This window comes from Bradyrhizobium sp. WU425 (assembly GCF_021052305.1).
GTDB classification, from domain to species: domain Bacteria; phylum Pseudomonadota; class Alphaproteobacteria; order Rhizobiales; family Xanthobacteraceae; genus Bradyrhizobium; species Bradyrhizobium canariense_D.
In genome coordinates this window covers 6,530,532-6,551,708 of sequence record NZ_CP088089.1, presented here as the reverse complement: position 1 = coordinate 6,551,708, position 21,177 = coordinate 6,530,532, and the positions used below count along the sequence as shown (strand labels likewise).

Below are 21,177 nucleotides of genomic sequence, written 5' to 3'. Positions count from 1 at the left end.
GCGCGCCCTCCCTGTATGAAGGCCTGTTTTCATGGATGATCTGTTGCGGGAGTTTTTGACGGAAACCAGCGAGAGCCTGGACACCGTGGACAATCAGCTGGTGAAGTTCGAGCAGGAGCCGAACAACGCCAAGATCCTGGATAACATCTTCCGGCTGGTCCACACCATCAAGGGCACGTGCGGCTTCCTCGGATTGCCACGACTGGAAGCGCTGGCGCATGCCGGCGAGACGCTGATGGGCAAATTCCGTGACGGCATGCCGGTGACGGGGCAGGCGGTGACGGTGATCCTGTCCTCGATCGACCGCATCAAGGAAATTCTGGCCGGGCTGGAGGCGACCGAAGCCGAGCCCGAGGGCACCGACCGCGATCTCATCGACAAGCTGGAAGCGATGGTCGAGCAGGGCATGGCGGCTATGTCAGCGTCGGCGCAGCCGATCGCGTCAGGCTCGGCGCAGCCGATGCCGGCCGGCGCTGCTGCTGCCGTTGCCGAAGCGCCGCCGCTGGTGCCGGACGCGCCTGTCGCCGTTGAAGCCGCGCCGACCTCCGGCGTGCTGGCCGACCAGAGCCTGGAGCGTCCGCTGCGTCCGGGCGAAGTCTCGCTCGACGAGCTCGAGCGTGCCTTCCGCGAGACCGCGATCGAAGTGCCGGCCCCGGTTGCCAAGGCCGAAGTCAAGGCGGAGCCTCCGCCGGCCGCTGAAGCCCCGGTGCCTGTTGCCAAGGAAGCCGCGAAGGAGACCAAGGCGAAGGACAAGGCCGCGCCGAAGAAGCCGATCGCCGACGAGGGCGCCGCCGAGGGAGCCAGCATCGCCAACCAGTCGATCCGCGTCAACGTGGATACGCTTGAGCATCTGATGACCATGGTCTCGGAGCTGGTGCTGACCCGCAACCAGCTGTTGGAGATCTCCCGCCGCAACGAGGACACCGAGTTCAAGGTGCCGTTGCAGCGGCTGTCCAACGTCACCGCCGAGCTGCAGGAAGGCGTCATGAAGACGCGCATGCAGCCGATCGGCAATGCCTGGCAGAAGCTGCCCCGCATCGTTCGCGACCTCTCGAGCGAACTCGGCAAGCAGATCGAGCTGGAGATGCACGGCGCCGACACCGAGCTCGACCGCCAGGTGCTCGACCTGATCAAGGACCCGCTCACCCACATGGTGCGCAACTCCGCCGACCATGGCCTGGAGACCCCGGCCGAGCGTCTCGCCGGCGGCAAGGGCGAGCAGGGCACCATTCGCCTGTCCGCCTATCACGAGGGCGGCCACATCATCATCTGCATCGCCGACAACGGCCGTGGCCTGAACACCGACAGGATCAAGGCCAAGGCGATCTCCTCAGGTCTGGTCACCGAGGCCGAGCTCGAGAAGATGAGCGAAGCCCAGATCCACAAGTTCATCTTCGCGCCGGGCTTCTCGACCGCGGCCGCCATCACCTCGGTGTCGGGGCGCGGCGTCGGCATGGACGTGGTGCGCACCAATATCGACCAGATCGGCGGCACCATCGACATCAAGTCGGTCGCCGGTGAAGGCTCCTCCGTCACCATCAAGATCCCGCTGACGCTCGCCATCGTCTCCGCGCTGATCGTGGAAGCCGCCGGCGACCGCTTTGCGATCCCGCAGCTCTCCGTGGTCGAGCTGGTGCGAGCCCGCGCCAACTCGGAGCACCGCATCGAGCGCATCAAGGACACCGCGGTTCTCAGGCTGCGCAACAAGCTGCTGCCGCTGATCCATCTCAAGAAGCTGCTCAAGATCGACGACGGCGCCGTCTCCGATCCCGAGAACGGCTTCATCGTGGTGACGCAGGTCGGCAGCCAGACCTTCGGCATCGTCGTCGACGGCGTGTTCCACACCGAAGAAATCGTGGTCAAGCCGATGTCGACGAAGCTGCGCCACATCGACATGTTCTCGGGCAATACCATCCTGGGCGACGGCGCGGTCATCATGATCATCGACCCCAACGGCATTGCCAAGGCGCTCGGCGCCGCCGGCTCTTCGGCCCATGACATGAACAACGAGAACGGGACGCACAGCATCGGATCGGGCGAGCAGACCACCTCGCTGCTGGTGTTCCGCGCCGGCTCGTCCCAGCCCAAGGCGGTCCCGCTCGGGCTCGTCACGCGCCTGGAAGAGCTCCCGGCCGACAAGATCGAGTTCTCGAACGGCCGCTACATGGTGCAGTACCGTGAGCAGCTGATGCCGCTCGTTGCCATGGAGAGCGTCACCATCGCGAGCCAGGGCGCCCAGCCGATCCTGGTGTTCTCCGACGACGGCCGCTCCATGGGCCTCGTCGTCGACGAGATCATCGACATCGTCGAGGAACGGCTCAACATCGAGGTCGGCGGATCCTCCTCCGGCATTCTCGGCTCGGCCGTGATCAAGGGCCAGGCCACCGAAGTGATCGACGTCGGCCACTTCCTGCCGATGGCGTTCTCCGACTGGTTCACCCGCAAGGAGATGAAGCCGTCGCTGCACTCGCAATCGGTGCTGCTGGTCGACGATTCGGCGTTCTTCCGCAACATGCTGGCCCCGGTGCTCAAGGCCGCCGGCTACCGCGTCCGCACCGCGCCGACCGCGCAGGAGGGCCTGGCGGCGCTGCGCGCGCAGAGCTTCGACGTGGTCCTGACCGACATCGAGATGCCCGACATGAACGGGTTCGAGTTTGCCGAGACCATTCGCTCCGACAGCAATCTGGGCGCGATGCCGATCATCGGGCTGTCCGCGCTGGTGTCGCCGGCGGCGATCGAGCGCGGCCGCCAGGCCGGCTTCCACGACTATGTCGCCAAGTTCGACCGTCCCGGTCTGATCGCGGCGCTGAAGGAACAGACCGCGAGCGCCGCCGGCGCCTCCGAGCTGAGCCGCGCAGCCGCCTAAACCCCAGCGGGATGGATCAGGAGATACGCACATGACCAAGAAGACCCAGTCCGGCGAAGGCGCCATGGTCGAATACGTCACCGCGATGATCGGCGGCCAGCTGTTCGGCCTGCCGATCTCCCGCGTCCAGGACGTGTTCATGCCCGAGCGCGTCACCCGCGTGCCGCTGTCCTCGCGCGAGATCGCGGGCGTGCTGAACCTGCGCGGCCGCATCGTCACCGTGGTCGACATGCGCGCCCGGCTCGGCCTGCCCAAGCCCGAGGACGGCAAGATCCCGATGGCGGTCGGCGTCGACCTGCGCGGTGAATCCTATGGTCTGCTGATCGACCAGATCGGCGAAGTGCTGCGGCTCGCCGAGGACGGCATGGAAGAAAACCCCGTCAATCTCGACCCCCGCATGGCCAAGCTCGCCGGCGGTGTCCACCGTCTCGACGGCCAGCTCATGGTCGTCCTCGACGTCGATCGCGTCCTCGAGCTCGCGCCCGATATGATGGCGGCTTGATACGCCGGCACATCCGCCGACGTACCTGCAATTGGAAGTGCCCCCGCAAAAGGGGGGGAAGCAGAGGTTCACATGCGAACTTGTCTCGTCGTTGATGATTCCAGCGTCATCCGCAAGGTTGCGCGCCGGATCCTGGAGGGCCTCGACTTCCAGATCCTCGAAGCCGAGGACGGTGAGAAGGCGCTGGAGGCCTGCAAGCGCGGCTTGCCCGATGCGGTGCTGCTGGACTGGAACATGCCGGTGATGGACGGCTATGAGTTCCTCGGCCATCTCCGGCGCATGCCCGGCGGCGACCAGCCCAAGGTGGTGTTCTGCACCACCGAGAACGACGTCGCGCATATCGCGCGCGCGCTGCACGCTGGCGCCAACGAGTACATCATGAAGCCCTTCGACAAGGACATCGTGACGGCGAAATTCCAGGAAGTCGGCCTTATCTGAGCGACCGCCCTGGAGGCTGAACGGCTCCTTCGGCGTTTGTTTTCAACTGACCGTTTCAGTCTGAGTTGGTGAGTAATGAGTGTTGCGTTCGCAGGTAATTCGACCCCGGGCTCGTCGCGGGAAGCCGGACCGTTGCGGGTGATGGTCGTCGATGACTCCGTCGTCATCCGCGGTCTGATCTCGCGCTGGATCGGCGCCGAGCACGACATGGAGGTCGCGGCCTCGCTGCGCACCGGGCTCGAGGCGGTCAACCAGATCGAACGCATCAATCCCGATGTTGCCGTGCTCGATATCGAAATGCCCGAGCTCGACGGCATCTCGGCGCTGCCGCAACTCCTGGCGAAGAAGCGCGATCTCGTCATCATCATGGCCTCGACGCTGACCCGCCGCAACGCGGAGATCAGCTTCAAGGCGTTGTCGCTCGGCGCCGCCGACTACATTCCGAAGCCTGAATCGACGCGCGAGGCTTCGGCTGCGGACATCTTCCATCACGACCTGATCCAGAAAATCCGCCACCTCGGCGCACGGCTGCGCCGCAAGGCCGCGGTTGCGAGCCCGCCGCTCGCGCCCGCAAGCCCGGCTCCGGCGACACGTGGGCCGGTTGTCGCGCGGCCTGCCGCGTCCGCGGCCGCTCCGGCCGTCCATGCGCCGTCGTCGTCCTCGGTGCTGTCCACGCGTCCGTTTTCGACCCAGGCCCCGAAGGTGCTGCTGATCGGCTCATCGACCGGCGGTCCTCAGGCGCTGATGGCGCTCGTCGCCGAGCTCGGTCCCGTGATCGACCGTGTCCCGGTGCTGATCACCCAGCACATGCCGCCCACCTTCACCACCATTCTCGCGGAGCATCTGGCACGCACGAGCCGCAAGCCGGCGGCCGAGGCGGTGGATGGCGAGCCGGTGAAGCCGGGCCGCATCTATCTTGCGCCGGGCGGCAAGCACATGCGCGTCGTGCGTAGCGGCGCCGACGTGGCGATCGCGCTCGACGACGGTCCCGCCGTCAATTTCTGCAAGCCCGCGGTCGATCCGCTGTTCACTTCCGCCATCGACATCTGGCATGGCGCCATCCTCTCCGTGATCCTGACGGGCATGGGCTCGGACGGCATGCGCGGCGGCAAGGACATCGTCGCCGCCGGCGGCAGCGTGATCGCGCAGGACGAAGCTTCCAGCGTGGTCTGGGGCATGCCGGGCGCAGCGGCCAATGCCGGCATCTGTGCGGCGATCCTGCCGCTCAACCAGATCGGCGCCCGGGTTAATCGCCTGTTCGCGGGAGACCGCTCGTGACGCCGGTTGACTACGACTATCTGCGCAAATTCCTGAAAGAGCGCTCCGGCCTCGATCTCTCCCCGGACAAGCAGTATCTGGTCGAGAGCCGGTTGCTGCCGCTGGCCCGCAAGGCGAGCCTCGCCGGGATTCCCGATCTCGTGCTGAAGATCAGGAATGGCGACGGACGGCTTGCGAGCGATGTGGTCGAAGCGATGACCACCAACGAGACTTTCTTCTACCGCGACAAGATCCCGTTCGATCACTTGCGCGAAACGATCCTGCCGGGACTGCTTCGAGCGCGCGCGGCGCGCAAGTCGCTGCGCATCTGGTCGGCGGCGTCGTCGACGGGACAGGAGCCGTATTCGATTGCGATGTGCGTGAAGGAGATGGGCGCAGCCTTCGCCGGCTGGCGCATCGAGATCGTCGCTACCGATCTGTCGCAGGAGGTGCTGGAGAAATCCAAGGCCGGCGTCTACAGCCAGTTCGAGGTGCAGCGCGGCCTGCCGATCCAGCACCTGATGAAATACTTCACGCAAGCGGGCGAAGTCTGGCAGCTCAATGCCGACATTCGCGCGATGGTGCAGTTCCGCCAGCTCAATCTGTTGCAGGACTTCTCCCATCTCGGCACGTTCGACGTGATCTTCTGCCGCAATGTGCTGATCTATTTCGACCAGGACACCAAGGCCGTGATCTTCGAGCGCATGGCGAAGGTTTTGGAAGCCGACGGCACGCTGCTGTTGGGCGCCGCCGAATCCGTCGTCGGAATTACCGACGCGTTCCGCCCGATCGCCGATCGTCGTGGCCTCTATCAGCTCAATCCGACGCGCTCCGGGCGCCCGATGGGTGGATTGATGCCGCCGTCATTGAAGGTAGCAGCGGCGCGGTGAGATGCGTTCTTCCCCTCTCCCCTTGCGGAAGAGGGTGGCTCGCCGCGTAGCGGCGAGACGGGTGAGGGGTTCTATCCGCGAGCCCACCGACACTTGAACTCGCGGATAGAACCCCTCATCCGGCGCTTCGCGCCACCTTCTCCCACAAGGGGAGAAGGAATGAAGAGCGCACCTCACAAGATCGCATGCGGCAGAAACCGCGAGCCGTTGCCGGTGATCGGGCTTTCGTCCTCGCGGATCGACAGGCCGCAGGGTTCGTGATCCACCAGCCAGCTTCCGATCACGGGATAGAAGCCGGAAAAATTCGGCAGCGGCGCGAGCGCCTGCCGCACGAATCCTTCGGCGCCGTAGGGGCCTGCCTGCTCGTCGAGCGGCATTCCACCAGACACCAGCGTGACATCGGCCCCTTCGCGCGACAGCAGCGGCTTGCGCACATAGGAGCTACCGAGCTCGGCTGCCCGCGGATCGTCCTCGAAGAACGCCGGTAGCAGATTGGGATGGTTCGGAAACATCTCCCATAGCAGCGGCAGGATGCCCTTGTTGGAGAGCACCGCCTTCCACGGCGGTTCGATCCAGCGTGTCTGTGCGTCCCTGAGCTTTGCGCCAAAGGCGTCATGGAACATCCATTCCCAGGGATAGAGCTTGAAGGCGAGCGTGATGTCGCGGTCGTCGAGATCGACGAAGCCGCCGGTATCATTGCGCCAGCCGATCGCCTCGATGTCGAGCAGCGTGGTCGTCAGTCCCGCCTGGCGCGCGGTATCTTCGAGATAAGCGAGCGTGCCGGCGTCCTCCTCATTGCCCGTGGTGCCGGTGAGATGGACGTGGCGGGTAGCGGCAATCTGCTTCCAGGCTTCGATCAATCGTTCGTGGATGGAGTTGAACTGGTCGGCCCGCGACGGGATGATGCGCCTTTCGATCGCCTGTTCGAGCCAGGTCCATTGAAAGACCGCGGCTTCGAAAATCGAGGTCGGCGTATCCGCGTTGTATTCGAGCAGCTTTGCCGGTCCCTTGCCGTCGAATTTCAGATCGAGCCGGCCATAGAGGCTGCGGTCGTCTCGTGCCCAGCTCTCGGCGATCAGGCTCCAGAACGCCTCCGGTATCTTCAAGCGCTGCAGATGGCGCTCGTCGCCGATCACGCGGCCGGCGAGCTCCAGGCACATCGCGTCGATCTCGCCGGTCGGCGCCTCGATGCCACGCTCGATCTCGTCGAGCGTGAAGGCGTAATAGGCGCGCTCGTCCCAATAGCGCTCACCGTCGATGGTGTGGAAGGCGAAGCCGCATTGTTCGGCGGTCTGCCGCCAGTCGTCGCGCTCGGGGCAGACGATGCGTTGCATGGGTCAGCCGCCGCCGGAGAAGCCATGGCCAAAGGAGCCGAAGCCGCCGCGGCTCACGCCGCCGGAGCCTGAATCGGACGACGTTCCGGACGAGGAATGGCTCGAGGAGTCGCTGCCGAAGAAACTCGATCGCGACGAGCTGCCGCCGCCGCTGGAGGAGCGGTGGCTGCTGCTGCACGAGGTGCTCGCTTGCACCGCTGGGTCCGCGCCGACAGGGGAAGGTTCGCAATTCTGCCGCGGCATCAGTGTGTAGGCGGTGGTGCCGACCGCGATCGTGCCCATCACCAGCAGCGCGACATGGCGGGAGCGCTTCACCGGCTGTTGTGCAGGCGGCGGTCCGGCCGCCGGCCGGCGCTTGCCGAACTCCTTTTTGGAGCGCTTGTCGGTCATGTCAGTAGATCATGCAGGCGGCGTTGAGCAGGCCTGCGGCGAGCGAGGACAGCCCGAGCCAGATGGCAGCTGCAAGTTCGCCGGCGGCAATCCGCGCCGACAGGTTCGGCACCGGCACTCTCACCAGGAAGAACACGACGATCTGGACGATCAGCGCGATCATCGCCCAGATCAGGCAGTCCAGCACATTGGCCGAATGCGCGATCGCGCTGACAAGCGGCGCCACGAAGCCGAGCAGGCTGAGGCCGAGTGCGATCGCCGCAGCCGGATCGTTGTCGCGGATCAGCTGGAATTCGTTATGCGTCGTGATGCGGGTGTAGACGAACAGGTACGCCACGATCGCGATCAGCCCGGTGCAGAAATAGACCAGGAAGGCGGGCAGGCCGGCCAGTGATTGCAGGATCATCGTTCCCCCATCGTGCAGCGACCATTCGTCGGCGGGGGAAGGATAGCGGTTCAACGGCGCAAGGACGATGAGGCCCCGTTCGCGTCCCCAAAAAACAAAACCCCGCCATTTGCGGCGGGGTCCAGGCTGGGAGGAGCAAGCCCCGAAGGGCTCGCGGGTAAAACCCAGGATCAGGCGGGGATGCGCTCTTCGACCTCGTGCGGCTCGCGCAGCACGTAGCCGCGGCCCCACACGGTTTCGATGAAGTTGCGGCCTTCGGAGGCATTGGCGAGCTTCTTGCGGAGCTTGCAGATGAAGACGTCGATGATCTTCAGCTCGGGCTCGTCCATGCCGCCATAGAGGTGGTTGAGGAACATTTCCTTGGTGAGGGTCGTGCCCTTGCGGAGCGAGAGCAGCTCCAGCATCTGGTATTCCTTGCCGGTCAGATGCACGCGCTGACCGCCGACTTCCACGGTCTTGGTGTCGAGGTTGACGACGAGGTCGCCGGTCTGGATCACCGATTGGGCATGACCCTTGGAGCGGCGCACGATCGCGTGGATGCGGGCAACCAGCTCGTCCTTGTGGAAGGGCTTGGTCATGTAGTCGTCGGCGCCGACGCCGAGACCCTTGACCTTGTCCTCGATGCCGGCGAGGCCGGAGAGGATCAGAATGGGTGTCTTGATCTTGGAGACCCGAAGCTGCTTGAGCACGTCGTAGCCGGACATGTCGGGCAGGTTGAGGTCGAGAAGGATAATGTCGTAATCGTATAATTTACCGAGATCGACGCCTTCTTCCCCCAAATCGGTCGTGTAGACATTGAAGCTCTCAGACTTCAACATCAGCTCGATCGACTGCGCGACGGCGCTGTCATCTTCAATCAGCAAAACGCGCATGCCAGTTCCCCATAGTCGCCGCTCCTGGGCGTCAGGTCGGCCGCATTCGCGGCACACAACAAAACGCCTTTGAACAACTGATTCGGATCCTGACAACAGATGGTTAACAAATTCTGATTCTGGAACGCAAGCCCTGTAGATGCAATTTTCGTCGAATCGCCCTAAGGTCTTGTGTGCGAAGCAGCTTTCGTTATCCGGTTGCGTTCAAGTTCCACTTTAAGAGACGGGCCTAACCGACTCCCGCGACTCAGCCTTCTTCTGAAGGGGAGCCACGCTCAGTCACAAAGACAGTGACGCAATGATTAACGATGCGGGTAAACACGAAGTTAAGCGCCGTTCAGAAATATGGCGAAACTTAAGGTTCTCGCCACGAAACCCCGGATTATGAAGGCGATCACCTCATGAAGGCCCTCTTGTGAAGGCTCTTGCCGAACAGATCGGCGACATTGACGGCATCAATATTTATGGCCGTGTGGTCGGCGTGCGCGGCCTGATGGTCGAGGTCGCCGGTCCGATCCATGCGATGTCGGTCGGCGCGCGGCTCGTGATCGAGACCGGCGGCAACCGTTCCATCCCCTGCGAGGTGATCGGCTTCTCCGGCAACAACGCCGTCGTGATGCCGTTCGCCGGTCTGGACGGCGTACGGCGCGGCTGCAAGGCCGTCATCGCCAATGCCGCAAATCAGGTGCGGCCTTGCGCGGCCTGGCTCGGCCGCGTCGTCAATGCGCTGGGGGAGCCGATCGACGGCAAGGGGCCGCTGCCGCAGGGCCCGGCGCCGATGCCGTACCGCAATTCGCCGCCGCCGGCGCACTCGCGCAAGCGCGTCGGCGCGCCGCTCGATCTCGGCGTGCGCGCGATGAACACCTTTCTGACCTGTTGCCGCGGCCAGCGCATGGGCATCTTCGCAGGCTCCGGCGTCGGCAAGTCGGTGCTGCTGTCGATGCTTGCGCGCAACGTCGATGCCGCCGTCAGCGTCATCGGGCTGATCGGCGAACGCGGCCGCGAGGTGCAGGAATTCTTGCAGGACGACCTTGGCGAGGAGGGCCTGGCCCGTTCCGTGGTCGTGGTCGCGACCTCCGACGAGCCGGCGCTGATGCGCCGCCAGGCCGCCTATCTGACGCTTGCGGTCGCCGAGTATTTTCGCGACGAGGAGCAGGACGTCCTCTGCCTGATGGATTCGGTGACGCGCTTTGCCATGGCCCAGCGCGAGATCGGCCTGTCCGCTGGCGAGCCGCCGACCGCCAAGGGCTACACGCCGACCGTGTTCACCGAGCTGCCGAAGCTTCTGGAGCGCGCCGGTCCGGGCCTCGGGGAGGGCGCCATCACCGCGATCTTCACGGTGCTGGTCGATGGCGATGACCATAACGAGCCGATTGCGGATGCCGTCCGCGGCATCCTCGACGGACACATCGTGATGCAGCGCTCGATCGCCGAGCGCGGCCGCTACCCCGCCATCAACATCCTCAAATCCATCTCCCGCACCATGCCGAAATCGGCCGACCCGCAGTTCTGGCCGACCATCCAGAAGGCGCGGGCGGTGATGGCGACCTATGCCGACATGGAAGAATTGATCCGTCTGGGCGCCTACCGCGCCGGCTCCAGCCCCGAGGTCGACGAGGCGATCCGCCTGCACGAGCCGCTGGAGGCCTTCCTGCGCCAGCGCAAGGATGAAAATGCATCGCTGGCGGACGGCTACCGCCAGTTGGCGCAAATCCTTGGTGATTTGGAAACGGAACGCTAACTTTGTCCCGTCATCATCCCATCCCACAGAGTAGTAGAGCCGGTCTTGGCCCCCGTCGGGCCTGTGGGGAGACCGGTGTTGTCCCACGTGCAGCCAAGGGACTTCTGGGGAGTACGAGTCGATGAAGTCACGTGATACACTCATCCGCCTGAAGAAATTTCAGGTCGACGAGAAGCGCCGCCGGGTCACCCAGATCGAGACCATGATCGCCGACTTCCAGCGGATGTCGACCGATCTTGAACGCGAGATCTCGACCGAGCAGGAGCGCGCCGGGATCAACGATCCCTCGCACTTCGCCTATCCGACCTACGCCAAGGCTGCCATCCAGCGTCGCGAGAACCTGACCCGCTCGGCCGACGAGCTGAAGGGCCAGCTCGACGAAGCCAAGGCTGCGCTGGCCGAAGCCTTCGAGGAGCTGAAGAAGGTCGAGCTCCTTGACGAGCGCGATCAGGCCCGCGAACGCGCCGAGGAAAACGCCCGCGAGCAGGCCGATCTCGACAGCATCGGCCTGATGCGTGCCCGCATGGGCGCCGTCGCCTGAGACGCTAGCCGCCAGACCTGCGAGAATTTGCAGAACCCGGACCCCAAGGTCCGGGTTTTCGCATGCCCTGTCCACAGTGTGGCGCCGCGCCCCCTTGGTGGTCGGCTTTGTCGCGCGCTATGGTGGCGGAGTGCCAGCGCCTGCGCGGAATGCGACGGGCCGCGCATTGGGGGGCTGAATGCTGACGCCAGCAGAGCTGGTCGGGCTGATTGGGGCGATGGCGCAGGGCGATCAGGCCGCGTTCGAGCGCCTCTACGTCGCCACGCGCGCGAAACTCTATGGCGTCGTGCTCCGTATCTTGCGCCGACAGGATCTCGCAGAGGAGGTCATTCAGGAGACCTACGTCAAGATCTGGAACAGCGCCGGCCAGTTCAATCCCGCTCTCGCGTCGCCGATCACATGGATGGCGTCGATCGCGCGCAACCGCGCCATCGACATCGTGCGCAAGAAGACGGAAGTCTCCATCGAGGAAGAGCCCCAGGCGATGGAAGTCGCAAGCGACAGCCCCGATCCGCTGGCGCGGAGGGAGATGACCGAGGAATTGAAGCGGCTGCTGGAATGTATCGGCCGGCTCGAGCCGGACCGTCAGAGGCTCGTGCTTCTCGCCTATTACAACGGCTGGAGCCGCGAGCAATTGGCGGAGAAATTCGCGGCGCCCGTCAACACGGTGAAGACGTGGCTTCGGCGCAGCATGATGGATATTCGCGAATGTCTCGGGCTATGAGATTCGGGCTACGGGAGCTCATACGGTGAGGGTGGGTCTGGACCGCAAGTGATGGCCTATACGGAGGACCATATCGCGCTCGCCGCGGAATATGCGCTCGGCACGCTCGACGCCGGCGAGCGCGCGCAGGTCGAGACAATGATGGCGGTGGACAAGGCGTTCGCCGATGTCGTGCAGGCGTGGGCATTCCGGCTCGGCGTCCTCAACCAGATGGTCGGCTCGATCGAGCCGCGTCCGATCGTGTGGGAGAACATCAGGTCCGAGCTCGCGCGGACGGGCTTTGCGCAGGATCCGCCAGCACTGCCGGACGCAGCGCCGCCGCCACCTGTGCTGGAATATTCCTCGCCCGAGACCGTGCCTCCGCAGGTGCCGTCGGAGAATATGCAGCCGGCGCCGCAGCCTCCTGAAGCGGAGCAGCCTGCCGCGGCGCGACTTGAGACCGATGCGATTCCCGACGTCGTGCCGATATTCATGCCGCAGGTCCACGCGCCGGACCCGGAGGTCGCGCGTGCGCCACCGCCGCCGGTTGCCGACAACAGCAACGTGATCCGGCTCGAGGGCCGCGTGAAGCGCTGGCGCACCATCGCATCCGCCGTCGGCGCGCTCGCGGCCGCGCTGCTCGTGACGCTGTCGCTTCAGATCTTCCTGCCCGACGCGCTGCCGGGCGGCTTGCGACCGGCACCGCGCATCCAGACCGTCGAGGTGAAGACACCGGCGCCGCTCCCGGCGTCGTCGCAATATGTCGCCCTGTTGCAGGGCCAGGGCGGGGGTCCCGCCTTCATCCTCACCATCGACGGTGCGACCAAGAACTTTACGGTGCGTAAAGTGGGCGCGACACCGGAGCCCGGCAAAAGTTTCGAGCTCTGGCTGATCTCCGACAAGCTGCAGCGTCCGCGTTCGCTGGGTGTGATCGGCGCCGGCGATTTCACCGCACGACCGGTGCTCGGCTCGTACGATGCCGACGTCGTCAACGGCGCGACCTACGCCGTCACGCTCGAGCAGGCGGGCGGTTCGCCCAACGGCCAGCCGACCTCGGCGCCGGTGTTTTCCGGCAAGCTGATCGAAACCGTGCCGCCGTCACAGCCGCAGGCGCCCGCGAAGAAGTAGGTTTCCATTGTCGTCCTGGCGAAAGCCAGGACCCATTGCCCCAAGAGCTTGTTGCAAGAGTGAGCGCTGGCAACACGGGTGAGCAACCACTCAATCTCGGGGTAATGGGTCCTGGATCGGCGCTCGCTCTGTTCGCTTGTCCAGGACGGCACCGGGGGCATTGGACGCTTCAACATCGTGGTGGCAATGCCTGATCGGTTCTGTCGCCACGGTCCGTCCCGCCGTCGTCTTCCGACAAATTCCGCCGAATCCGCCCTCGATTTGAACCTCTCCGCGCTTCGCGGCGTCAAATGCCCGGAATTTGCAGTCGGCGCCCCCCAATCATGGTGCCGGAGAGGGGCGAGAAATCAGATGGATGCAGCGAAAACGTCGGGCATCTTCATTCACCAATATGCGGGGCTGCCACACGGCCCGGCCTTCGAGCATTGGCGCGAGCGGACTTTCGGGGCCTGCGGCCTCGATATCGGGCCGAGCCGAGGCGATAGCATCGATTGCCGGCTCCAGGTCAGCGTGGTCGACAATATCGCGCTCGCCATTCCCGAAGGCGCCTCCGCGCAATATTCACGCACCCAGAGCCATCTTGCCGACGGCAGCCACGATCTCGTCCTGATCGCCGCGCATGCGGGCCTCGTCCGCGTCGGGCAGAACGGCCATGCCGTGGAGCTTGCGCCCGCGCAAATGGTGCTCGTCGACATGGGCATCACCGGCACCGTCGGCCACACCGAGGAAGATCGCTTCACCACCATCCGCATGCCGCGCCGCGCGCTGCTCGAGATCAATCCGCGCGCCGAGGACAAGCTGTCGCAACTGCTCTCGGACGGCGCGCTCGCCGAGACGATCTTGCGCTACCACTCCCTTGCCGCCCATCATGCGCCGCATCTCGACGCCGTCGGCCAGCGCCTCACCGCGCAGCACATGGTCGATCTCGTCGGCCTCCTGCTCGGCACCGACGCCGAACATGCAAGTCTCGCGCGCGGGCGAGGTCATGCGGCGGCCCGTCTCGATCTCATGCGCGCCGACGTGATGGCTGCGCTTGGCCGCAACGATCTCTGCCTGTCCGAGATTGCCACGCGCTCCGGCTTGAGCCCGCGCCAGGCACAGCGTCTGTTCGAGCAGGCAGGAACGACCTTCACCGAGTTCGTGCTGGAACAGCGCCTGCTGCAGGCGCGCAAGCTGCTCAGTGATCCCCGCGCCAGGACCCGCAAGATCAGCGACATCGCGCATTCGTCAGGCTTCTCCGATCTGTCCTATTTCAACCGCGCCTTCCGCAAGCGCTTTGCCGCGACGCCGTCGGAACTGCGCGAGGCCTGAGCCGCGCCGAGAATTTGTGCGGCGCGCCGGTGCCACCGCAGTTGGTCCGCCGGGCTGGATGAGTTATATCTGTCTGCGCGGTCAGACCGCCTGATCGTTCGTCGCTTCGTCGTCGCTCTCTTGGAAAATGCAGTTAACGGACATGGCGCGTATCGTCGTGCTCGGCGCCGGGTTTGCAGGTCTGTGGGCGGCCATCGGTGCCGCACGCAAGCGCGAGGAGATCGGCGCGGCCGGCGGTGACATCGAGATTCGTGTCATCGATCGCAATCCCTATCACAACATCCGCGTCCGCAATTACGAGGCCGACCTCAGCGAGGTCGCGCTTCCGCTGCCGCAGCTGCTCGATCCGATCGGCGTCAGTCACGGGATCGGCGAGGTCGAAGCCATCGATCCGGTACGGCGCGAGATTTCGCTGGTGACGGATGGCGGCGACGAGACGCTGGCTTATGACCGGCTGGTGCTGGCGCTCGGCAGCGAAGTGATGCGTCCGGACATTCCCGGCCTTGCCGAGCATGCTTTCGATGTCGACACTTATGCAGCAGCGCTCCGCCTCGAGGATCATCTCAATTCGCTCGGACGCAGCGCGCCTTCGCCGGGGCGCTCGACGATCGTCGTGGTCGGCGCCGGCTTCACCGGTATCGAGGTCGCGGCCGAGATGCCCGACAGGCTGGCGCGCGCCGGCATTACCGGCAGCCGCCGCATCATCCTGGTCGATCCCAATCCGGTGGTGGGCGCCACGATCGGCGCACATGCACGTCCCGTCATTGATACGGCGTTGGCCGCGCTCGACGTCGAGACACGGCTTGGCGTCCGCGTCGTCTCCGTCGAGGCCGCCGGCCTGCGCCTGAGCTCGGGCGAGTTCATTCCGACACGGACGGTGATCTGGTGTGCCGGGATGCGCGCGAGCCCCTTGGCGGCGAGCTTCCCGGACGCACGCGATCGCCTTGGGCGGCTTCTGGTCGATCCCATGATGCGGGTCGCGGATGTCGGCGGCGTGTTCGCGGCCGGCGACGTCGCCTCGAGCGTGGTCGACGGCTTGCATCCAACCGTGATGTCCTGCCAGTTCGCGCGTCCCATGGGCCGCTTCGCCGGCCACAATGTGGTCGCCGATCTCGCGGGCCTGCCGATGCTGCCGCTGCGGATCGACTGGTACGTGACCGTGCTCGATCTCGGCGGCTGGGGCGCGCTCTACACGGAAGGGTGGGACCGCGAAGTCCGCGCCACCGGCGCGGCCGCGAAGGCAACCAAGCAGACGATCAACCGCAAGCGCATCTATCCGCCGTTGTCGGGCAGCAAGGACGAGCTATTCGCTGCGGCAGTCCCAACCGTGCAGGCGCCGCCGCCGACGTATGGGGCGCGGTAGTATCCGTGCCGTTGCGGGATGACGGCGGTACGTTTTCCATCGTCATTGCGAGCGTAACGAAGCAATCCAGAATGTCTCTGCGGAGGGATTCTGGATTGCTTCGTCGCAAGAGCTCCTCGCAATGACGGAGCTGGACGCGCGTGCGCTCACGGTGACGACATACCCCAGACATGAGAAAGCGCCCGTGGGGGGCGGGCGCTTTCTGTAGTCGACTTGGGGTTGGGGTCGTCTACATATCCACGTGGCGACTTTGGGGGGCTGATAAAGAGCCGCGTGAATTCCTGAAACTCAAATCTCCTTAGCGAACGAGGGAAACGTTCGAGCTGGTGATAGCGATCGGCTTGCCCGCCTTCATGACGCGAGCGGTCTGGGTCAGGCCTTCATCTGAACTCGTACGCGCGGTGATCCCGAGACCCGCCACCGTGATGCCGGCAACGAGCGCGACAACCACGATCTTGAGGTGGGTTGAGCGATCTGCGCTGTAAATCGAGTGGTTCATGGAAGGCTCCTGCCGCCATCTACCCGAAGTAGTCGCCTGCGTGCTTGGGCAGGTTCATGCTTCCGGTGCCCAACAACCTAGTATTGGGGGGATTCGTTCCCAAGAGGCGATCACAAGGGCGTGACAGGACGTGAGAAGCCGCGATCAGAAACGACCCTTGATCGTGCAATTTAGCAATTATTTCAAAGGTGTAATGTGTCTGCCAAGCGCCTTGCCCGCCGTCGATCGGCAAGGCGCATAAACCTGAAAAACCATTTGCCTGTGGCCAAAAAACACACGGCTTCTTAAGGCAAATCAGATGCTTCCGACCGTTTTCAACCTCGCCCTGGGGTGGATTTCAGCCTGCGACAGCACGGTCGTCTGGGCCCGGAACCGCTCGACCAGGGAACGCACGAAGGGACGAATTGCCGCAGAGGTGACCAGCACCGGGGCCTCGCCTTCACGCGCCGCGCGCTCGAAGGCGTCGCGCACGCCGGTCATGAACTCCGACAGCTTCGAGGGCTGCATCGCGAGGCTGCGCTCCTCGCCTTGGCCGATAATGGATTCGGCGAAGGCTTGTTCCCAACGGGCCGACAGCGCGATCAGCGGCAGGTAGCCGCTGTAAGAGGTGTTCTGCGCACAGATCTGCCGCGCCAGGCGGGCGCGGACGTGCTCGACCATGGTGGCCGGATTGCGCGAGAAGGCGAGCGAGTCGGCGATGCCTTCGAGGATGGTCGAGAGGTCGCGGATCGAGATGCGCTCGGCGAGCAGCAGCTGCAGCACGCGCTGGATGCCGGAGACGGTGACCTGTCCGGGCACGATGTCCTTGACCAGCTCGCCCTGCTCCTTCGGCAGCTCCTTGAGCAGCTTCTGCACCTCGCCATAGGAGAGCAGGTCCGACATGTTGGCCTTGAGCAGCTCGGTGAGGTGGGTCGAGAGCACGGTCGCGGCGTCGACGACGGTATAGCCCTTGAGCGAGGCCTCCTCCTTGAGGCTGGCATCGACCCAGGTTGCGGGCAGGCCGAAGGTCGGCTCGGTGGTGTGGATGCCGGGCACCTGCACCTGGCTGCCGCCGGGGTCCATGACCATGAACTGGTTCGGCCAGATCTTGCCGGTGCCGGCGTCGACCTCCTTGATCTTGATGATGTAGGTGTTGGCTTCGAGCTGGACGTTGTCGAGGATGCGCACGGCGGGCATCACAAAACCCATCTCGATCGCGAGCGAGCGGCGAAGCGCCTTGATCTGCTCGGTGAGGCGGTCGGTGCCGTCGGGGCCATTGACCAGCGGCAGCAGGGCATAGCCGAGCTCGATCTTGAGATCGTCGATCTTCAACGCCGCGGAGATCGGCTCCTCCGCCGCAGCGGAGCCGGCTGCGCCCGGCGTTCCCGGCGCAGGTGCGGTCTTCGCGACTTCCTCAGCCCTGGCAGTCGCCCGGTTGCGGTTGCGGGCGTGCCAGGCGAGCGCACCGGCGCCGGAGCCGAGCGCCAGGAAGGGAAGGGTCGGGATGCCCGGCAGGGCCGCCAGCACCAGCATGACCGCCGCGGACATTGCGAGCGCCTGCGGATATCCGGAGAACTGCTTCATCAACGCCTTGTCGGCGGCGCCGGACACGCCGGCCTTGGAGACGAGCAGGCCGGCCGCGGTCGAAACGATCAGCGCCGGCACCTGGGTGACGAGGCCGTCACCGACGGTCAGCAGCGTGTAGCTGCGGCCGGCATCGGCAAAGGACAGACCCTGCTGCGCCACGCCGATGATCATGCCGCCGACGACGTTGATGAAGACGATCAGGAGGCCGGCGATGGCATCGCCGCGGACGAATTTGGAGGCACCGTCCATGGCGCCGAAGAAGCCGCTCTCGTCCTCCAGATCCTTCCGCCGCTGCTTGGCGACCGTCTCGTCGATCAGGCCGGCGGAGAGGTCGGCGTCGATCGCCATCTGCTTGCCGGGCATGGCGTCGAGGTGGAAGCGTGCCGCGACTTCGGCGATACGGCCCGAACCCTTGGTGATGACGACGAAGTTGACGATGATCAGGATGGCGAAGACGATGATACCGATGACGAAATTGCCGCCCATCACGAAGCTGCCGAAGGCTTCGATGACATGACCGGCGGCATCCGTGCCCTCGTGCCCGTGCGACAGGATCAGGCGGGTCGAGGCCATGTTGAGCGACAGCCGCAGCATGGTCGAGATCAGCAGAACGGTCGGAAAAGCGGAGAATTCCAGCGGCGCCTGGATGAACAGCGACGTCATCAGGATCAGGATCGAGAGTGTGATCGAAATCGCCAGGAACAGGTCCAGCACTATCGCAGGCAGCGGAAGGATCAGCACCACCAGGATGGTGAGAACGCCGAGCGCGAGCGCGATATCGCCGCGCTTGAGGATGTTGCCGACTTCGGCAAGGGTCGGGAAACCGGCGTTCGTGCTGCCTACGCCCTGTCCTGCGGTGACGTCGACCATGGTAGCTGCCCCTCCGCGCGACTGCCGTCCGCGCGCCCCAAATGTCTGCGCGGCGGCCGAGGGGCCGCCGTTCCGAAAGTGAGGCACCGCACTGGCGTCCACGGGAGCTCCCGTTCTACGCGGCTGACGACACTCGACTCCACTGGGCAATTCTTGCCGGGTGTATGGTTAGCAAAGGGTTAATAAAGGGTGCGGCATGGGGGCTGACCGGGGTATTTCGGCCATCTGGCAGGCAAGCACTCGTCATGCCCGGCTTGTCCCGCCGAAGGCGTGGATGGCCGGGACGAGCCCGGCCATGATTTGTGGAAGCGTCTGGGGCCGATATCGGCGGACGGAGGAAGTGGCCCTACTTCGCCTTCTCCATCCGGGTCACCGTATAGCCCGAAGTCGCCTCTTCGGCTTCGAAAGTCACCTTGTCGCCGACCTTCACCTGCTTGAGCACGGCCGGGTCCTTGACGCGGTAGACCATGGTCATGGGTTCATCCATGCCGAGGTTTTTCGCGGGCCCGTGCTTGAGCGTGATCTTGCCGGCGCCCTCGTCGATCTTCTTGACCTCGCCGCTGATCGCGGCGCCCTGGGCTGCCCGGGCACCTGTGGCAAGGCCGACGGCCAGCGCCAGCGCGGCGGCGATACGGATGATGCGGTTCATGGGAGCCTCCCTTGCGTTACTTCACGGTGACGTGGCCGACCATGCCGTAGTCGCGGTGGTCGGGAATCAGGCAGGAAAATTCGAACGTGCCGGCCTTGCTGAACTTCCAGAGGATCTCGGCTGTCTTGCTCGGCGCGAGCCTGACCCCGTTGGGATCGTCATGCTCCATGTGCGGGTGCTTCTTCATCTCCACCGCATGCGCGAGATTCTCCTTTGTGGTGGCGAGCAGGAATTCATGGTCCTCCTTGCCGACGTTGCGCAGCACGAAGCGGATCTGCTCGCCGCGTTTGACCTCGATCCTGGCGGGTGCGTAGTCCATCTCGTTCAGCAGGATCTCGATGGTGCGCGCGGGCTTTTTGGGATCGCCGGGCTCGCCGGCCGAAAAGGTGCCGTGCCCGTGCTGGTCGTGGGCCAAGGCCGGCGAGGTGGAAAGCGCGGCCAGCGCGAGACCGAGCTTGATCGTCGTCTTCATTGGTAGCTCCAGTTGGTGGTGGTTCATCGAAACGCTCACATCTTCATGTTCTTCATCGGCGGTCCGCCTGGTTGTTGCCGCACGGGCTCCGGGGCCGGCGGCGTGACCTCGTAGGCGACGGTGCCCTGCGGGAATTGGCAGGGGCCGGGATCGCGATAATCGTCCCGCGCGAGGCCTTCGCGGATCTTCATCACCGTGAACATGCCGCCCATCTCGATCGGGCCGAACTGACCGGTGCCGGTCATCATCGGCAGCGTGTTGTCGGGCGCGGGCATCTCCATGTTGCCCATCGCCATGCCGGTCGAGCCCATCGCCATGCCGTCAGGCGCGAGCTTGCCGACGGCCTTGGCGAGATCCTTGCGCGACACCCCGATCATATTGCGCATGTCGTGTCCCATCGCATTCATGGTGTGATGCGACTTGTGGCAGTGGAACGCCCAGTCGCCGGGGTTGTCGGCGAGCACGTCGAACACCCTGACAGCGCCGACCGGTACGTCCGTCGTCGTCTCCGGATATTGCGCGCTCTCCGGAATCCAGCCGCCGTCGGTGCAGGTCACCGCAAAGCTGTGGCCGTGCAAATGGATCGGATGGTTGGTCATGCTGAGATTGCCGATGCGCACGCGCACCTTGTCGCCGAGCCTGACCGGCAGCGGATCGATGCCGGGAAACACCCGCGCATTCCAGGTCCACATGTTGAAGTCGGTCATCTCGTTGACCTTCGGCAGATAAGTGCCGGGATCGACGCGATAGGTGCTCATGACGAAGACGAAGTCGCGGTCCACGGCCCGAAAGCTCGGGTCGCGCGGATGCACGACGACCATGCCCATCATGCCCATCGCCATCTGCACCATCTCGTCCGAATGCGGATGGTACATGAAGGTCCCGCTCTTCCTCATCTCGAACTCGTAGACGAAGGTTTTTCCCGGCTGGATGTGCGGCTGGGTAAGTCCGCCGACACCGTCCATGCCGCTGGGAATGATCATGCCGTGCCAGTGCACGGTGGTGTATTCGGGCAGCCTGTTGGTCACGAAGATGCGGACCTTGTCGCCCTCGACGGCCTCGATCGTCGGGCCCGGTGACTGGCCGTTATAGCCCCACAAATTCACCTTCATGCCCTCGGCGAATTCGCGCACCACGGGCTCGGCAACGAGATGGAATTCCTTCCAGTCGCCGTTCATCCGGAACGGCAGCGACCAGCCGTTCAGCGTGACGACGGGTCGATAGTCCGGCCCGCTGACGGGGTGCAGCGGCGGCTGCATCACGACCTTGTCCATGTGCGGGGCTTCCGGAATCGAGGCGGCCTGGGCGCGGCCGCTGACGACGGATGCGCCGGCGAGCGCGGCGCTACCCAAAAATCCTCGGCGGGAAAACATGTTGGC

The 21,177-nt window shown here is 64.8% G+C and carries 20 protein-coding genes; 11 read left to right on the top strand and 9 right to left on the bottom strand.

What is annotated here, in order from left to right; translation table 11 throughout:
- The first annotated feature begins 31 nt into the window (after nt 1–31).
- From BcanWU425_RS31595 to BcanWU425_RS31575, 5 genes are all read left to right on the top strand, one after another.
- Nucleotides 32–2,866: a hybrid sensor histidine kinase/response regulator gene (locus tag BcanWU425_RS31595; protein ID WP_204513699.1), complete on the top strand. Its 2,835-nt coding sequence runs from the start codon at nt 32–34 to the stop codon at nt 2,864–2,866.
- Nucleotides 2,867–2,897: 31 nt separating this feature from the next.
- Entirely contained in the window at nt 2,898–3,368 is a 471-nt protein-coding gene (locus BcanWU425_RS31590; protein WP_085409211.1) for a chemotaxis protein CheW, read from the top strand.
- 72 nt (nt 3,369–3,440) lie between these two features.
- Nucleotides 3,441–3,806, top strand: coding sequence for a response regulator (locus tag BcanWU425_RS31585; RefSeq protein WP_007600538.1), 366 nt, complete (start codon nt 3,441–3,443; stop codon nt 3,804–3,806).
- A gap of 75 nt (nt 3,807–3,881) precedes the next feature.
- Nucleotides 3,882–5,084 carry a protein-glutamate methylesterase/protein-glutamine glutaminase gene (locus BcanWU425_RS31580; RefSeq protein ID WP_085350315.1) on the top strand — a complete coding sequence of 401 codons (1,203 nt, stop codon included), beginning with the start codon at nt 3,882–3,884 and terminating at the stop codon, nt 5,082–5,084.
- The gene (locus BcanWU425_RS31575) at nt 5,081–5,953 is read left to right on the top strand and encodes a CheR family methyltransferase (protein ID WP_085357855.1); all 873 of its coding nucleotides are present in this window, start codon (nt 5,081–5,083) and stop codon (nt 5,951–5,953) included. Before BcanWU425_RS31580 ends, BcanWU425_RS31575 begins: the two co-directional genes overlap by 4 nt.
- Before the next feature lie 173 nt (nt 5,954–6,126).
- On the opposite strand, the gene BcanWU425_RS31570 is transcribed toward BcanWU425_RS31575, so the two are convergent.
- The 4 genes from BcanWU425_RS31570 to ctrA form a co-directional block, all read right to left on the bottom strand.
- On the bottom strand, nt 6,127–7,287 hold the full coding sequence (locus BcanWU425_RS31570) for a glutathionylspermidine synthase family protein (protein ID WP_231188866.1): 1,161 nt from the start codon (nt 7,285–7,287) through the stop codon (nt 6,127–6,129).
- A gap of 3 nt (nt 7,288–7,290) precedes the next feature.
- Entirely contained in the window at nt 7,291–7,677 is a 387-nt protein-coding gene (locus BcanWU425_RS31565; RefSeq protein ID WP_204513700.1) for a hypothetical protein, read from the bottom strand.
- Between the two features lies 1 nt (nt 7,678).
- Nucleotides 7,679–8,083 (bottom strand): DUF350 domain-containing protein, encoded by a 405-nt coding sequence (locus tag BcanWU425_RS31560; RefSeq protein WP_018455720.1) that lies wholly within the window; start codon nt 8,081–8,083, stop codon nt 7,679–7,681.
- Nucleotides 8,084–8,253: 170 nt separating this feature from the next.
- Nucleotides 8,254–8,955: a response regulator transcription factor CtrA gene (ctrA, locus tag BcanWU425_RS31555; protein ID WP_007600544.1), complete on the bottom strand. Its 702-nt coding sequence runs from the start codon at nt 8,953–8,955 to the stop codon at nt 8,254–8,256.
- A 415-nt stretch (nt 8,956–9,370) separates the two neighbouring features.
- Between ctrA and fliI the strand changes: the two genes are divergently transcribed.
- The 6 genes from fliI to BcanWU425_RS31525 all read left to right on the top strand — a co-directional run bounded on the left by fliI (nt 9,371) and on the right by BcanWU425_RS31525 (nt 15,742).
- On the top strand, nt 9,371–10,696 hold the full coding sequence (gene fliI / locus BcanWU425_RS31550; RefSeq protein ID WP_018455719.1) for a flagellar protein export ATPase FliI: 1,326 nt from the start codon (nt 9,371–9,373) through the stop codon (nt 10,694–10,696).
- Between the two features lie 121 nt (nt 10,697–10,817).
- On the top strand, nt 10,818–11,237 hold the full coding sequence (fliJ, locus tag BcanWU425_RS31545) for a flagellar export protein FliJ (protein ID WP_007606301.1): 420 nt from the start codon (nt 10,818–10,820) through the stop codon (nt 11,235–11,237).
- Between the two features lie 178 nt (nt 11,238–11,415).
- Nucleotides 11,416–11,961 (top strand): sigma-70 family RNA polymerase sigma factor, encoded by a 546-nt coding sequence (locus BcanWU425_RS31540; protein ID WP_018455718.1) that lies wholly within the window; start codon nt 11,416–11,418, stop codon nt 11,959–11,961.
- Between the two features lie 51 nt (nt 11,962–12,012).
- On the top strand, nt 12,013–13,068 hold the full coding sequence (locus tag BcanWU425_RS31535; RefSeq protein WP_204513701.1) for an anti-sigma factor: 1,056 nt from the start codon (nt 12,013–12,015) through the stop codon (nt 13,066–13,068).
- Nucleotides 13,069–13,419: 351 nt separating this feature from the next.
- Entirely contained in the window at nt 13,420–14,379 is a 960-nt protein-coding gene (locus BcanWU425_RS31530; RefSeq protein WP_204513702.1) for a helix-turn-helix transcriptional regulator, read from the top strand.
- A 142-nt stretch (nt 14,380–14,521) separates the two neighbouring features.
- Nucleotides 14,522–15,742 carry an NAD(P)/FAD-dependent oxidoreductase gene (locus BcanWU425_RS31525; protein WP_204513703.1) on the top strand — a complete coding sequence of 407 codons (1,221 nt, stop codon included), beginning with the start codon at nt 14,522–14,524 and terminating at the stop codon, nt 15,740–15,742.
- A 298-nt stretch (nt 15,743–16,040) separates the two neighbouring features.
- Here BcanWU425_RS31525 and BcanWU425_RS31520 read toward each other — a convergent pair whose 3' ends face one another.
- The 5 genes from BcanWU425_RS31520 to BcanWU425_RS31500 form a co-directional block, all read right to left on the bottom strand.
- A complete protein-coding gene (locus tag BcanWU425_RS31520; RefSeq protein WP_018455714.1) occupies nt 16,041–16,241 on the bottom strand; it encodes a hypothetical protein in 201 nt (66 codons plus the stop codon).
- A gap of 294 nt (nt 16,242–16,535) precedes the next feature.
- Nucleotides 16,536–18,677, bottom strand: a complete 2,142-nt coding sequence (flhA, locus tag BcanWU425_RS31515) for a flagellar biosynthesis protein FlhA (RefSeq protein WP_085383680.1) — start codon at nt 18,675–18,677, stop codon at nt 16,536–16,538.
- A 346-nt stretch (nt 18,678–19,023) separates the two neighbouring features.
- Nucleotides 19,024–19,326, bottom strand: a complete 303-nt coding sequence (locus BcanWU425_RS31510) for a copper-binding protein (RefSeq protein ID WP_018455712.1) — start codon at nt 19,324–19,326, stop codon at nt 19,024–19,026.
- 16 nt (nt 19,327–19,342) lie between these two features.
- Entirely contained in the window at nt 19,343–19,798 is a 456-nt protein-coding gene (locus BcanWU425_RS31505; RefSeq protein WP_018455711.1) for a cupredoxin domain-containing protein, read from the bottom strand.
- A 35-nt stretch (nt 19,799–19,833) separates the two neighbouring features.
- The gene (locus tag BcanWU425_RS31500; protein ID WP_039799528.1) at nt 19,834–21,171 is read right to left on the bottom strand and encodes a copper oxidase; all 1,338 of its coding nucleotides are present in this window, start codon (nt 21,169–21,171) and stop codon (nt 19,834–19,836) included.
- Between the last annotated feature and the right edge of the window lie 6 nt (nt 21,172–21,177).